Source organism: Arthrobacter senegalensis (genome assembly GCF_059091765.1).
Map to the genome: position 1 here is coordinate 71,799 of NZ_JBNHGZ010000004.1, position 13,626 is coordinate 85,424.

General features: G+C 69.1%; 13 protein-coding genes. 3 read left to right on the forward strand and 10 right to left on the reverse strand.

Annotated features, from left to right (window positions below; translation table 11 throughout):
- Positions 1 to 42: 42 nt before the first annotated feature.
- The 5 genes from rbfA to rimP all read right to left on the reverse strand — a co-directional run bounded on the left by rbfA (position 43) and on the right by rimP (position 5,602).
- Positions 43 to 504 carry a 30S ribosome-binding factor RbfA gene (gene rbfA / locus AC5RVG_RS13275; RefSeq protein ID WP_494014187.1) on the reverse strand — a complete coding sequence of 154 codons (462 nt, stop codon included), beginning with the start codon at positions 502 to 504 and terminating at the stop codon, positions 43 to 45.
- Between the two features lie 84 nt (positions 505 to 588).
- Positions 589 to 3,408 carry a translation initiation factor IF-2 gene (gene infB, locus AC5RVG_RS13280; RefSeq protein ID WP_494014188.1) on the reverse strand — a complete coding sequence of 940 codons (2,820 nt, stop codon included), beginning with the start codon at positions 3,406 to 3,408 and terminating at the stop codon, positions 589 to 591.
- Between the two features lie 143 nt (positions 3,409 to 3,551).
- Complete coding sequence (locus tag AC5RVG_RS13285; RefSeq protein ID WP_494002427.1) at positions 3,552 to 3,926, reverse strand: YlxR family protein; 375 nt, start codon at positions 3,924 to 3,926, stop codon at positions 3,552 to 3,554.
- Between the two features lie 85 nt (positions 3,927 to 4,011).
- Positions 4,012 to 4,986, reverse strand: a complete 975-nt coding sequence (nusA, locus tag AC5RVG_RS13290; RefSeq protein WP_494014189.1) for a transcription termination factor NusA — start codon at positions 4,984 to 4,986, stop codon at positions 4,012 to 4,014.
- Between the two features lies 1 nt (position 4,987).
- Positions 4,988 to 5,602: a ribosome maturation factor RimP gene (gene rimP, locus AC5RVG_RS13295; protein WP_494014190.1), complete on the reverse strand. Its 615-nt coding sequence runs from the start codon at positions 5,600 to 5,602 to the stop codon at positions 4,988 to 4,990.
- A 129-nt stretch (positions 5,603 to 5,731) separates the two neighbouring features.
- Between rimP and AC5RVG_RS13300 the strand changes: the two genes are divergently transcribed.
- Positions 5,732 to 6,793, forward strand: a complete 1,062-nt coding sequence (locus AC5RVG_RS13300; RefSeq protein WP_494014191.1) for a DUF4439 domain-containing protein — start codon at positions 5,732 to 5,734, stop codon at positions 6,791 to 6,793.
- 34 nt (positions 6,794 to 6,827) lie between these two features.
- Here the strand turns inward: AC5RVG_RS13300 and AC5RVG_RS13305 are convergent, their stop codons facing one another.
- Entirely contained in the window at positions 6,828 to 7,628 is an 801-nt protein-coding gene (locus tag AC5RVG_RS13305; RefSeq protein ID WP_494002431.1) for a sulfite exporter TauE/SafE family protein, read from the reverse strand.
- Positions 7,625 to 9,424 (reverse strand): proline--tRNA ligase, encoded by a 1,800-nt coding sequence (locus AC5RVG_RS13310; protein WP_494014192.1) that lies wholly within the window; start codon positions 9,422 to 9,424, stop codon positions 7,625 to 7,627. The genes AC5RVG_RS13305 and AC5RVG_RS13310 overlap by 4 nt, the downstream gene beginning before the upstream one ends.
- A 197-nt stretch (positions 9,425 to 9,621) precedes the next feature.
- Between AC5RVG_RS13310 and AC5RVG_RS13315 the strand changes: the two genes are divergently transcribed.
- Together AC5RVG_RS13315 and AC5RVG_RS13320 are read left to right on the forward strand one after the other, a co-directional pair.
- The gene (locus tag AC5RVG_RS13315) at positions 9,622 to 10,362 is read left to right on the forward strand and encodes an ABC transporter ATP-binding protein (protein ID WP_494014193.1); all 741 of its coding nucleotides are present in this window, start codon (positions 9,622 to 9,624) and stop codon (positions 10,360 to 10,362) included.
- Entirely contained in the window at positions 10,359 to 11,114 is a 756-nt protein-coding gene (locus AC5RVG_RS13320) for an ABC transporter permease (RefSeq protein ID WP_494014194.1), read from the forward strand. The genes AC5RVG_RS13315 and AC5RVG_RS13320 overlap by 4 nt, the downstream gene beginning before the upstream one ends.
- Positions 11,115 to 11,151: 37 nt before the next feature.
- On the opposite strand, the gene AC5RVG_RS13325 is transcribed toward AC5RVG_RS13320, so the two are convergent.
- From AC5RVG_RS13325 to AC5RVG_RS13335, 3 genes are all read right to left on the reverse strand, one after another.
- Positions 11,152 to 12,000 carry a GNAT family N-acetyltransferase gene (locus AC5RVG_RS13325; protein ID WP_494014195.1) on the reverse strand — a complete coding sequence of 283 codons (849 nt, stop codon included), beginning with the start codon at positions 11,998 to 12,000 and terminating at the stop codon, positions 11,152 to 11,154.
- A 28-nt stretch (positions 12,001 to 12,028) separates the two neighbouring features.
- Positions 12,029 to 13,195, reverse strand: coding sequence for a flavodoxin-dependent (E)-4-hydroxy-3-methylbut-2-enyl-diphosphate synthase (gene ispG, locus AC5RVG_RS13330; RefSeq protein WP_494002538.1), 1,167 nt, complete (start codon positions 13,193 to 13,195; stop codon positions 12,029 to 12,031).
- Between the two features lie 92 nt (positions 13,196 to 13,287).
- Positions 13,288 to 13,578: a YciI family protein gene (locus AC5RVG_RS13335; RefSeq protein WP_494014196.1), complete on the reverse strand. Its 291-nt coding sequence runs from the start codon at positions 13,576 to 13,578 to the stop codon at positions 13,288 to 13,290.
- Between the last annotated feature and the right edge of the window lie 48 nt (positions 13,579 to 13,626).

Genomic DNA, 13,626 nt, shown 5'->3' on the forward strand with positions numbered 1-13,626 from the left:
CGGCCGTGGGCCGCAGCGGGACGTCAGTGGGCGCGGAAGCCGCTATTCCGGACGCGTTCCGCGGCCGGCGTCGTCCTCGTCCTCGTCTTCGGGCTTGCGGTACGGGTCCTCTTCGCCGGCAAAGGCGGCGCCTTCGGCCAGGGCCGCGACCTCGGCGTCCTTGGCCTTCGCGGCCCGCAACAGCTCCTCCAAGTGGCTGGCGTTCACCGGAATCTCGTCCGCGACGAATTCCAGCGTGGGTGTGAGCCGGGCGGTGATGTTCCGGCCCACTTCCGCCCGCAGGACGCCCTTGGCGGACTCCAGTGCCTTGCGGGTCCCGTCCTGCTCTTCGGCGTCGCCGAATACCGTGTAGTAGACGGTGGCGTGCTGCAGGTCGTTGGTCACCCGGGCGTCCGTGATGGTCACAAATCCCAAACGGGGATCCTTGACCCGGCGCTCAAGCGCCTGGGCGACCACTACTTTGATCCGGTCGGCCATCTTGGCGGCGCGTGCTGGGTCTGCCATGACCCCTCCTCAAATTCTCGTGTTGATGGCGGAACAGCGGGCGCCCGGCGGCGATGCCACCGGACGCCCGCTGCAGGCCGACTGCTAGACGCGCGGCTTTTCGCGCATTTCGAAGGTCTCGATGATGTCGCCTTCCTTGAGGTCGTTGAACGACCCAAGTCCGATGCCACATTCGAATCCTTCGCGGACCTCGGTCGCGTCGTCCTTGAACCGCTTGAGCGAGTCAACGGTGAGGTTCTCGCCGATGACCTTGCCGTCGCGGGTGACGCGCGCCTTGGTATTGCGGCGGATCGTGCCCGAGCGGACGATGGAGCCGGCGATGTTCCCGAACTTGGACGAACGGAAGATCTCGCGGATTTCGGCCGTGCCCAGCTGTGCCTCTTCGTACTCCGGCTTCAGCATGCCCTTCAGCGCGAGTTCGATGTCATCGATCGCCGCGTAGATGACCGAGTAGAAGCGCATGTCCACGCCCTCGCGGTCGGCCAGTTCGGCCACCCGCTCGGCCGGCTTGACGTTGAAGCCGATGATGATGGCATTGTCCACGGTGGCCAGGTTGACGTCGTTCTGCGTGATGGCACCGACACCGCGGTGGATAACGCGCAGCTGGACATCCTCGCCCACATCGATCTTGAGCAGCGAGTCTTCCAGCGCCTCCACGGCACCGGACACGTCGCCCTTGAGGATGAGGTTGAGGGTGTCGACCTTGCCCTCGGCCACGGCCTTGTCGAAGTCCTCGAGGCTGATGCGCTTGCGGCGCTTAGCCAGGGCTGCGTTGCGGTCCGCGGCTTCACGCTTCTCGGCGATCTGGCGGGCGGTCCGCTCGTCGTCGGTCACCAGGAAGGTGTCGCCGGCGCGCGGGACGGTGGACAGACCCAGCACCTGGACCGGACGCGACGGTTCGGCCTCGGTGACGGATGCGCCGTCTTCATCGAACATGGCACGGACGCGGCCGTGCGCGCTGCCGGTGACGATGGCGTCGCCCACCCGCAGCGTTCCGGACTGGACCAGCACGGTCGCCACTGCGCCGCGGCCCTTGTCCAGGTTCGCCTCGATCGCGATGCCGCGGGCGTCCTTGTTCGGGTTGGCCCGCAGGTCCAGGGCGGCGTCGGCGGTCAGCAGCACGGCCGAGAGGAGATCCTCGATGTGCAGGCCCTCGCGTGCCGAGACGTCCACGAACATGGTGTCGCCGCCGTATTCCTCCGGAACGAGGCCGTACTCGGTCAGCTGGCCGCGGATCTTCTCCGGGTTGGCGCCTTCCTTGTCGATCTTGTTCACGGCGACGACGATGGGCACGCCGGCAGCCTGCGCGTGGTTCAGCGCTTCAACGGTCTGCGGCATGACACCGTCGTCCGCGGCCACCACCAGGATGGCGATGTCGGTGACCTTCGCGCCACGGGCACGCATGGCGGTGAACGCCTCGTGGCCCGGGGTGTCGATGAAGGTGATCTTCCGGTCCCGGTCATCGTGCTGGAAGTCGATCTGGTAGGCACCGATGTGCTGGGTAATGCCGCCGTGTTCGCCTTCGCCCACCCGGGTGTTGCGGATGGCGTCCAGCAGGCGGGTCTTACCGTGGTCCACGTGGCCCATGACCGTCACGACGGCGGGGCGCCGCTCGAGGTCGGCTTCGCCCTCTGCCTCGAGTTCGGCGTCGAGGTCGATGTCGAACGAGTCAAGCAGTTCGCGCTCTTCGTCCTCCGGGGAGACAACCTGGATCTTGTAGCCCAGTTCAACACCGAGCAGCTCGAAGGTGTCCTCGTCCAGCGACTGCGTGGCGGTGGCCATCTCGCCGAGGTGGAACAGCACGGTCACCAGCGCTGCCGGATTCGCCTCGATCTTGTCGGCGAAGTCGGTGATGGAGGAGCCGCGGCGCAGCCGGACAACGGTGCTGCCGTCGCCGCGGGGTACCGAGACGCCGCCCAGCGACGGTGCGCTCATCTGCTCCAGTTCCTGGCGCTTGGCGCGCTTGGACTTGCGCTGCTTGCCGCGTCCGGCGCCTCCCTTGCCGAAGGCACCCTGGGTACCGCCGCGTCCGCGGCCGCCCTTGCCGAAACCGCCGCCGGCCGGTGCCGGTCCGCCGGCTCCGGGGCGGGCCGGAGCGCCCGGACGTCCGGGAGCGCCGCCGCCGCGGCCGGCCGGAGCCGGGCGCTCGGTGCGGTTGGGCATCATGCCCGGCGTAGGACGGGCACCGCCCGGACGCGGTGCGCCGGGACGAGGTGCGCCCGGCCGCGCGGGAGCACCCGGACGCGGTGCAGCGCCGGGACGCGGTGCGGCAGGACGGGGACCGCCCTGGCCGGCTGCCGGTGGACGCGGGCCGCCCGGGCGGGGCATGCCCTGCGAGGTTGCAAAGGGGTTGTTGCCCGGACGCGGAGCACGCTCGGCGTCACGGTCGCCGCGGCCGCGGGGCATGCCCTGGGACGTGGCGAAGGGGTTGTTGCCGGGGCGCGGGCCACCGGGGCGCGGGGCACCGGGGCGGGCCGGGGCGGGACCGCCGGGGCGCGGAGCTGCCGATCCCGGCTTGGCAGCCGGTGCTTCTGCGCGCTGCGGCGCCGCTTCCGCTGCCGGAGCTGCCGGAGCGGCAGGAGCCGGTGCTGCCGGGGCGGCAGGCGACGGCTTGGTGGCCTCCGCGGCCGGAGCCGGGGCGGCCGGAGCCGGGGCGGCCGGGGCGCTGGGAGCGGGCTTCGCTCCCGGCTTGGGCGCTGCTGCCTTGGGTGCTGTCTTGGGGGCCGCCTGTTCACCCTTCGGGGCGGCGGCGGGGAACGCGTCGCGAAGCTTCTTCACGACGGGTGCCTCAATGGTCGATGACGCTGAGCGGACGAATTCGCCCAGCTCCTGCAGTTTGGATACTGCATCTTTCGAGGTAATACCGAGCTCTTTTGCGAGCTCGTGTACGCGGACCTTGGCCACATTTCTCCTGTCTCGGTCCGCACGAGGCAGGTCTGCCGGGCACGAACCGTCTAATTCTTGCTGCGGCTTTCAGCAGAATGGGCTGAAAGGCCGCGGGCGGAGCACAATGAAGTACTCATCACTTGGCACTCATCGGGTTTCCATCAGTTTTCTGACCCGCTTTCAGGTTGGACGGTTGGGGTGACGGGGCCGGCCGCGGTGGCCGCCTCGTCGTCAGCACGGAACTGGTCTGCAACAGTGCTGCTGTCAACAGTGGCCCGGAAGGCCCTGCCGAAGGCATGCCGTTTCAAAGCCAGTTCCATGCAATCCGGTCCGCGGTGCATCCAGGCACCGCGTCCAGGCCTGCGGCGGCCCGGATCGACGACGACGGTGGGAACACCGTCGACTTCTTCGACTGCCAGCCGCAGCAGAACGGCCTGGTCTTCCCGGCGCCGGCAGCCTATGCAGGTCCGCTGGGGCGGCGTGGCCGCCTGGGCGTGCGCCTGCAAGGGCTTTTGACTGTCGGGAAACCCGGCCATGGATATTCTACCGCTTCCAGTGCCCGGCCAACGAACCGGGCGTGTTGCAGGCCCGAAACCGGGCGTGGTTTTTGCTTCTTGCGCGCTATTGGGCCATGGCTGCGTCGGACACGATATCGATCCGCCAGCCCGTCAGTTTTGCCGCAAGCCGGGCGTTTTGCCCTTCCTTGCCGATCGCCAGCGACAGCTGGTAATCCGGCACCACGACCCGGGCGGAACGCGTCTCCGGGTCGGTGATGGTCACGGAGCTGACCCGCGACGGCGAGAGCGCGCTGGCGATGAACGTCGCCGGATCCTCGCTGAAGTCGACGATGTCGATCTTTTCGTCGTGCAGCTCGGTCATGACGGCCCGCACGCGGGAACCCATTTCGCCGATGCAGGCACCCTTGGCATTGAGTCCGGGCACGTTGGCCTTGACTGCGATCTTCGTCCGGTGGCCGGCCTCCCGCGCCAGGGCAACAATCTCCACGCTCTTGTCCGCGATCTCGGGTACTTCCAGTTCGAAGAGCTTGCGCACCAGGCCGGGATGGGAACGGGACAGGGTGATCGAGGGGCCCTTCATGCCGCGGTGGACGTCCACCACATAGGCGCGCAGGCGCGTGCCGTGCACGTAGCTCTCCCCCGGGACCTGTTCGGGCGGCGGCAGCAACGCCTCCACCGTGCCCAGGTCCACCTGGACCATGTGGGGGTTGTGCCCCTGCTGGATCAAGCCGGACACCAGCTCCCCCTCCTTGCCGCGGAAGGCACCCAAGACGTTATCGTCCTCGGCGTCGCGCAGCCGTTGGAGGATGATCTGGCGTGCCGTGCTGGCCGCGATCCGGCCGAACCCGCTGGGCGTGTCGTCAAACTCGCCGATCACGGTGCCGTCGTCGTCCACCTCGGCCGCCCAGATGGTGACGTGGCCGCTCTTGCGGTCCAGCTCGGCCCGGGCCTGGTCGATGGAACCGGGGGACTTGTGATAGGCCACCAGCAGGGCCTGCTCGATCGTGGGGATCAGCAGGTCCAGCGGAATTTCGCGTTCGCGCTCCAGCAGCCGCAGGGCGCTCATATCGATATCCATCTCAGGCCTCCTCCTCGTTCTCCAGCTCGCCGTCGGCGGCGGCAATCGTGTCGTCGTCTACCGGGGCGAACTCCACTTCGACCTTGCCGGAGCGGATGTTCGTAAAGTCCAGGTGGACCGGTTCGCCGGGACGGGGCTTCATGCCCTTCTTCGGCGCTTCTTCCGGCCGCACGGTCACGCCGGCCTCGCCGACCTCCAGCAGGCGGCCGGCAACATCGTCGCCGGCGACCAGCTTGACCTTGACCAGCCGGCCCACGTTCCGGCGCCAGTGGCGCAGCTGGGTGAGCGGCCGGCTGAGCCCCGGCGAGGATACCTCCAGGCTGTAGGCGCGGCCGTCGTCGCGCGGATCCTCATCCAGCGTCTTGGAGAGGGCCTGCGACACCTCGGCGATGGCATCGAGCCCTACGCCGCCGGTCTGGTCCTCGGGCAGGTCCACGACGACGTGGACGATGCGCTGTGATCCGGCGTGGCGGATTTCCACATCCTCGAGGAACAACTCGTGCGCGGCCACGGACGGTTCCAGCAGCTCTTTCAGGCGTGCGGCCTCCGCGGACGTGTCGGTACCGGATGTCCCTCCGGTAGTGGGCACGCCGCTGTGATCGCGCCGCTGGGCCATACTGCCTCCCTGTTTCGGTAAGTCTCGCTTCTAGACTAGCGACTTTACCGTCACCGGTGGCCTCCCCGCGGCCAGTTCCCGGCCTACGCCGGTGCGGCGGACGCCGAAGCCGTGACATCATCTTCAGTTGTGGGATCTACTTCAAGGCGCCGCGGCGGCAACCAGACCGCGCCATCCCGGGCGTGGCGCCGGGCGCCGCTGCTGTTGCTCACCGCGGCGATTGTGGTCAGCACCGGCACCGTGGTGGCGAGCATCACCGAGCCCGCCCCGCCCCCCAGCACCACCGAGCAAGCCCGCCTCGACGCTCTGGACGGCCTGGAAGGCCTGGCCTCGGCCTTCGAGGAACACGACGACGACGGCGCCTCCCCCACCGCCGAACTGCTCCGGACCCAGGCGGACCTGCTGAGGCTGACCACGTCGTGGCCGTCCGGGTCCCCTGCCGCGCCGGACACCGCGGCCCCGTCGTCCCCCGCCGGCTTGGGCGGCAGCCCGGCCCCGGCCGTAAGGCCACCCGGCCCCGGGGAGCTGGCCGGGCTCGCCGGCGACCTGCTGGCCGACGCCCAGGAGACGGACCCGGGGCTGGCCCGGCTGCTGGCGTCGGTCGGCTCCGCGGTGTTCGCCCAGGCGCAGGTTTTGGCCGGCGGGGCGGAAGTGGCTGCGCCGTGGGAAGCCCCGGAGATACCGCCCGCCTCCCCCGGCTGCGCCGCCCCTTCCGCTCCGGCGGGGGACGCGCCCCGGTCGCCGTCGCCCGGCGCGCCGACGACGGAGGAGGCCTTGGCCGCCGTCGTGCGTAGTCACGAGCGCCTGGCCTACGCCTATGAAACGGTGCTGCCGCGCCTCGCCGGCGCCGAACGCGCGGTCGCCGCCGAGCGCCTCGCGGCGCATGCCGACGCCGCCGGGAACTGGCGGGCGGTGGCGGCGGCCGAATGCCTGGCCCTGCCGCTGCCGGAGCCGGCGTATGCCCTGGGCAGCGACTTCGCGGCCGATCCGCTGCCGGCGCTGCAGGGCGCCGAGGAGGCCGCCCTCCGGCCGCTGGCCGACCTGGTCGCGCTCAGCAGCGGGAGGGTGCGGGAGCACGCGGTGTCCGGCCTCGCCACCGCCACGGCGGAGCTGGCGGCCTCGACCGGCGTCGTGTCGCCCGCCCCGGGACTGGACGACGAACTGCTGGCCGCGCCCGCCACCGGCTCGTGACGAGGGGGCAGCTGGCCGCCCCCTCCGGTCCGGATCAGCGGCCCAGCACGTTCTCCTGCAACACGTCGTAGCCAAGCTTGAGGATCAGGGCCGCGACCACGGCCAGGAAGACCACGCGGATGAACTTGCTGCCCTGTGAGACGGCCATCCGTGCACCGACGTAACCGCCGGCCATGTTGGCGACGCCGAGCACCAGCCCGAGCCCCCACAGCAGCGCCCCGCTGGGCAGGAAAAAGGCCAGGGCGCCCAGGTTGGTGGCCATGTTCACGATCTTGGCCTTCGCGCTGGCAGCCAAGAAGTTGTAGCCGAGCAGCGCCACCATCGCGATGATCAGGAACGAGCCGGTGCCGGGACCGATCAGGCCGTCGTAGAAGCCAATGACCAGCCCGATTCCGGCGGCCGCGCCGAGGTGCCGGGCGCCCTTGTACCGCAGCCGGGTCAACGATCCCGCCGTCGGACGGAGCGCGGTAAAGACGGCCACCGCGATCAGGGCGACGACGATGATCGGCTTAAACACCTCGGCGGGCAGCACGGTGGCCACGATCGCCCCGCCGAAGCTTCCCGCCAGCGCGACGCCGGCCATTGGCAGCGCGGTTTTCAGGTCCGGGTGCGCCCTGCGGTAATAGGTCACCGCGCTGGTGGTGGTGCCGAAGATGGAGCCCATCTTGTTGGTGGCCAGTGCCTGCACCGGGCTGATGCCGGGGACCAGCAGCAGCACGGGCAACTGGAGCAGGCCGCCGCCGCCCACCACGGCGTCCACCCAGCCGGCGGCAAAGCCACCCACGACCACGAGGGCGAGGGTGGCCAGCTGCAGTTCCTCGAGTCCGGAGCTCACCTCCCGGCCAGGGCCGCCAACTGCCCGGCGGCCTCGGCCAGCGGCACGTTTTCGGCCTGCCCGGTGGCCCTGTCCTTGACTTCGACCACGCCGTCGGCCAGCCCGCGGCCAACCACCACGATGGTGGGCACCCCGATGAGTTCGGCGTCGGAGAACTTCACGCCCGGAGAGACCTTGGGCCGGTCGTCGTAGATGACATCGACGCCGGCGGCGGACAGTTCCTCGGCCAGCCTGTTGGCTGCCTCAAAAATTTCCGTGCCCTTCCCGGTGGCAACGATGTGGACGTCGGCCGGGGCCACGTTGCGCGGCCAGGCCAGGCCCTTGTCGTCGTGATAGGCCTCGGCGAGTGCGGCCACCGCACGGGTGACGCCCACGCCGTAGGAGCCCATGGTCACCGTGGCCAGCTTGCCGTTGCGGTCCAGCACCTGCAGGCCCAGGGCCTCGGCGTATTTGCGGCCCAGCTGGAAGATGTGGCCCATTTCGATGCCGCGGGCCGCCTCCAGCGGACCGGAGCCGTCCGGCGCGGGGTCCCCTTCGCGGACCTCGACCGACTCTACGACGCCGTCCCAGCCGAAGTCGCGTCCGGCGACCAGACCGAACACGTGCTTGCCGTCCTCGTTCGCGCCAGTGATCCAGCGCGTGCCGGGCACCACCCGGGGATCCACGAGGTAGAGCAGGCCCGTGGCCGACTCGGTCCCGAGGACCGCCGCGTCCAGGCTCTCGCCGGGACCGATGTAGCCCCTGACCAGGCCCGGATGCTTCTTCATGTCTTCCTCGGTGGCCGCCTCGACCTCGACTTCGCCGCCCACCGGGAGGAAGGCACCGATGTTCGCCTCGACGCGCTTGAGGTCGACGGCGCGGTCGCCCGGTACGCCAATGACCACCAGGCTCCGCTCTCCGGTGGGCAGCTTGATGGCCAGGACGACGTTCTTCAACGTGTCCGCGGCGGTCCACTCCCCGTCCGCGCGCGGTGCCAGCTGGTTGGCCGCGGCCACCAGGGTGTCGATCGTGGGGGTGTCAGGGGTGTCCTTGACTTCGGCGGCCGGGGCGTCGGCGTAGTCCACCGGCTCCGGTGCGACGGTGGTGACGGCCTCCACGTTGGCGGCGTAGCCGCCGGGCGAACGCACGAAGGTGTCCTCGCCGATCTCGGTGGGATGCAGGAACTCCTCGCTCTTCGACCCGCCCATGGCGCCGGACGTGGCCTTGACGGTCACCACTTCCAAGCCCAGGCGCTTGAAGATCCGCAGGTAGGCGCGCCGGTGCGCGTCATAGCTGACGTCCAGGCCCTCGTCGTCGACGTCGAAGGAGTAGGAGTCCTTCATGATGAATTCGCGGCCGCGCAGCAGCCCGGCGCGCGGGCGGGCCTCGTCGCGGTACTTGTTCTGGATTTGGTACAGCGTCACCGGCAGGTCCTTGTACGAGGAGTACAAATCCTTGACCAGCAGGGTGAACATTTCCTCGTGCGTGGGGGCCAACAGGTAGTCGGCACCCTTGCGGTCCTGCAGGCGGAACAACCCGTCGCCGTACTCGGTCCAGCGATTGGTCGCCTCGTACGGTTCGCGCGGCAGCAGCGCCGGGAAATGGACTTCCTGGGCGCCGATGGCGTTCATCTCCTCGCGGACCACGGCCTCCACCTTGGCCAGCACCTTCAGGCCCAGCGGCAGCCAGGAGTAGATACCGGGGGCGGCGCGGCGGATGTAGCCGGCGCGCACCAGCAGCTTGTGGCTGGCAACTTCGGCGTCGACCGGGTCATCGCGCAGGGTGCGCAGGAACATGCTGGACAGGCGAAGAACCACTGCAGGAATCCGTTTCTCAAGGGTTGGGCCGGCAGCGGCCCGCGAAATTCAACTGCCTTCTAATCTACTGGCTCCGCGCGCGTGCCAGCGACAGCCCGAGGGGTTGGCCAGGCAGCGGCCGCCAGAGCGTCTGGACGCACCCTTGCGACGGGTCTAGGTTGATGTCACCGAACCAGTAAAGGAGGGAGGCGGAGAGGATGCCGCACCCGGCGGCGCCCGTGGCGCCGGCCGTATCCGTCGCAGGGCTCACGGTGGTCCGTGCCCGTAAGCCCGTCCTGTCCGCCATCAACTGCGAAGTCTCCCCCGGAACCATCACCGGCCTGCTGGGGCCTTCGGGCAGCGGCAAGACCACGCTGATGCGGGCCATCGTCGGGGTGCAGAAAACGGCTGGCGGGACGGTCACCGTCCTGGGGCTGCCCGCGGGACACCGCGAGCTCAGGCACCGGATCGGCTACGTCACCCAGGACCCGAGCGTGTATCCCGATCTTTCGGTCCGCGAAAACGTCCGATACTTCGCCGCACTGCACGGCCGGTCCGCGTCCGAAGTGGACGAAGCCCTGGATTCCGTGGGACTTGCCGGGGAGGCGGGGCGTAAGACCGCGGACCTCTCCGGCGGCCAGTTCAGCCGGGTATCGCTGGCATGCGCTTTGGTGGGCAGGCCCAACCTGCTTGTGCTCGACGAACCGACCGTCGGCCTCGATCCCGTCCTGCGCGTGGAGCTCTGGGATCATTTCGCGGCCCTTGCTGCGGCGGGCACCACCCTGCTGGTTTCGAGCCACGTCATGGAAGAGGCCTCTCACTGCGATGATCTGTTGCTGCTGCGCGACGGCTCCCTCCTGGCCCAGCTCACGCCGGCGGAGCTGGCCGAGCGCGGCGGCACGGTGGACCTGGAAAAGGCTTTCCTCCACATGATCCGGAGCCGGGAGGCGGCGGCATGAACGCATCGATGACGCTGGCCACCGCGCGGCGTGTGCTGGCCCAGCTGCGCCACGATCCGCGCAGCATCGCGCTGATCGTCGTGGTTCCCGGCATCCTGCTCGGCGTGGTCTACCTGCTGTTCGACAATGAGGCCCTGCCGCCCGGTGCGCCGCGCACCTTCGACCGGGTGGGCCCGATGATGCTGGCGATCTTCCCGTTTGTCGTCATGTTCCTGATCACCTCCATCACCATGCTCCGCGAACGGACCACCGGCACCCTGGAACGCGTCCTGTCGACGCCGATTAACAAGACCGACCTCCTCTTCGGCTACGCCCTGGCGTTCGGGCTGATGGCCGCCCTCCAGGCCACGGTGACGACGGCGGTGGCCTACCTGGTTTTCGGTCTCGACATCGAAGGCAACGGGGCGCTGGTGGTGATGGTCGCCGTCGTCAACGCGGTTCTGGGAGTGGCGCTGGGACTCTTTTGTTCGGCCTTCGCCCGTACGGAGTTCCAAGCGGTGCAGTTCATGCCGGTAGTGGTGGTCCCGCAGATCCTGCTCTGCGGCCTGTTTGTGCCCAGGGAGCAGCTGTCCGACTGGCTGGAGGCCGTAGCGAACGCCATGCCGTTGACCTACACCGTGGATGCGCTGCAGCAGATCGCGGCCCACGCCGAAGCCACCGGGGACCTGTGGTTCGACTTGGCGGTTGCGGCCGGCTGCGTCATCGTGGGACTGCTGCTCGCGTCACTGACGCTGCGCCGGCGGAGCGCGTGAAGGGTGGACACGGCATGCTTCCGGGCACCTCCCCCGCCTAAAACAAGACGGTGGCGAAGGTGCCGACCTGCCGGAAGCCGACCGCGGCGTAGGCGGCCATGGCCCGGTGGTTGTAATCGTTGACGTAGAGGCTGGCGACCGGCGCGTACTTGCGGGACAACTCGACGACGGCTGCCATACAGCCGGCTGCCAGCCCGCGGCCGCGGTAGGCGGGGTTCACCCAGACGCCCTGGATCTGCACCGCGTCGGCGCTCACGTTGCCCAGTTCTGCCTTGAAGACGACCTGCCCCTGGCCGTCCCGGCGGATCAGCGAGTGTCCCTTCCCGATCAGGGTGGCCACGCGCTGCCGGTAGTGCTGGCCCCCGCCGATCAGCGGCGAGTACCCGACTTCCTCCTCGAACATCGCGACGCAGGCGGGCACCAGCACCTCAAAGTCGTCGTCGGTGGAGAACCGGACCTGCGGGTCCGCGGGCACGGCGGGAGTTCCGCGCAGCTCCATCAGGGGCTGGTTGGGCCGGACGTCGAAGGCCCGCGGATGGGCGGTCCGGTACGAAGACCAGATGCCGAGCACCCCCTCGGCGGGCCCGAAGATGGAGGACATGCGCCGCCCGCCGGCGGCCAGGTGGGCGCCCAGCCTGGCTCCCTGTTCGGCATCCAGCCCGGACGGGACCACGTTCACGCCCGCCCAGCAGGCCCCGGTGAGGACGCCGTCGTCGTACATTCCCAGGATGTGGGCACCGGAGGGGGTGGGGCCGGCGGTCCCGGCGGTCTCCAGGTGGGCGGCGAGGAAGACGTTGGCCACCGGGTCGGCGCGTACCAGCGCCCAAAGGTCTGCGGTATCCGCATCCGCCAGCGGCCGTATTCCGGCATGCGGATCGGCGGGCACGGCCCCTGCCGCACCCGCCGCGTCACGGCTAGCTGACGTTAACCACGGGGCTACCCTTGACAGCATTCTCGCCATCGGAGTCACCCATCTCCTCGGCAATCCTCAATGCTTCTTCGATCAGCGTTTCCACAATCTGGTCTTCGGGGACCGTCTTGATGACCTGGCCCTTCACGAAGATCTGGCCCTTCCCGTTGCCGGAGGCTACACCCAGGTCGGCTTCGCGGGCTTCGCCCGGTCCGTTCACGACGCAGCCCATCACGGCGACGCGCAGCGGCACCTCCATGCCTTCCAGCCCGGCGGTGACTTCGTCGGCCAGCTTGTACACGTCCACCTGGGCGCGCCCGCAGGAGGGACAGGAAACGATTTCCAGTTTGCGTTCCCGCAGGTTGAGCGACTGCAGGATCTGCAGGCCGACCTTGATCTCTTCCACCGGCGGGGCGGACAGGGACACGCGGATAGTGTCCCCAATCCCCTTCGAGAGCAGCGCCCCGAAGGCGGTGGCCGACTTGATGGTGCCCTGGAAGGCCGGACCGGCCTCGGTGACACCGAGGTGCAGCGGCCAGTCGCCGCGTTCGGCCAGCAGTTCGTAGGCGCGGACCATGACCACCGGGTCGTTGTGCTTGACCGAGATCTTGAAGTCGTGGAAGTCGTGTTCTTCGAACAGCGACGCCTCCCAGACGGCGGATTCGACCAGCGCCTCCGGGGTCGCCTTGCCGTACTTCTGCATCAGCCGCGGGTCCAGGGAGCCGGCGTTGACGCCGATCCGGATGGAGGTGCCGGCGGCCTTGGCTGCCTCGGCGATCTCCTTGACCTGGTCGTCGAATTTGCGGATGTTGCCCGGATTCACGCGGACGGCGGCGCAGCCGGCGTCGATGGCGGCGAAGACGTACTTGGGCTGGAAGTGGATGTCCGCGATCACCGGAATCTGTGACTTCTTGGCGATGATCGGCAGGGCCTCGGCGTCGTCGGCGCTGGGGCAGGCCACCCGGACAATGTCGCAACCGGAGGCCGTCAGCTCGGCAATCTGCTGCAGCGTCGCGTTGATATCCGTGGTGGGCGTGGTGGTCATCGACTGCACGCTGATGGGCGAGTCCGACCCGACCCCGACGGAGCCGACCTTGATCTGCCGGGTCTTGCGGCGCGGCGCCAGGACTGGCGGTGGTGAAGCTGGCATTCCAAGATTGACCGAGGTCAAAACGTCCTCCATGTGCCGGTAGGCAGTTGCTGATCAGGTTTCATTATCCCCTTCCCGCCGGGCGTTGGCACACGGTGCGGGAGTGGGAAGGATCATGCGTGGTGGGCGAACGCCCCGGTGACGGGCTTCCAGTCGGTGACTTTCAGGCCGGAGACGAAGTTGTTGACGTTGAATGGATCCTGCTTCAGTTCCTCCAGCAGGCTGGCTTCGTCCTCGGCGGTGAAGATCAGCAGCGCGCCGGTGCCGTCGGCGTAGGGGCCGGAGGCCAGCAGGCGGCCCCGGTCCAGGAAGCCGCCCAGCCAGGCGCGGTGGGCGGGACGGTATTCGTCCCGGCCGGGCTCGGAATCGGCGGCGTAGACATATTCGACGGCAAAGACACTCATGGTCTTCACCTTACCCGCCGGTGGATGCGGGCGGACTATTGGCAGGAC

Coding starts and splice junctions, on each gene's coding strand:
- rbfA (WP_494014187.1), bottom strand. CDS start 504: ATGGCAGACCCAGCACGCGCCGCCAAGATGGCCGACCGGATCAAAGTA.
- AC5RVG_RS13285 (WP_494002427.1), bottom strand. CDS start 3,926: ATGGCCGGGTTTCCCGACAGTCAAAAGCCCTTGCAGGCGCACGCCCAG.
- nusA (WP_494014189.1), bottom strand. CDS start 4,986: ATGGATATCGATATGAGCGCCCTGCGGCTGCTGGAGCGCGAACGCGAA.
- rimP (WP_494014190.1), bottom strand. CDS start 5,602: ATGGCCCAGCGGCGCGATCACAGCGGCGTGCCCACTACCGGAGGGACA.
- AC5RVG_RS13315 (WP_494014193.1), top strand. CDS start 9,622: ATGCCGCACCCGGCGGCGCCCGTGGCGCCGGCCGTATCCGTCGCAGGG.
- AC5RVG_RS13320 (WP_494014194.1), top strand. CDS start 10,359: ATGAACGCATCGATGACGCTGGCCACCGCGCGGCGTGTGCTGGCCCAG.
- AC5RVG_RS13335 (WP_494014196.1), bottom strand. CDS start 13,578: ATGAGTGTCTTTGCCGTCGAATATGTCTACGCCGCCGATTCCGAGCCC.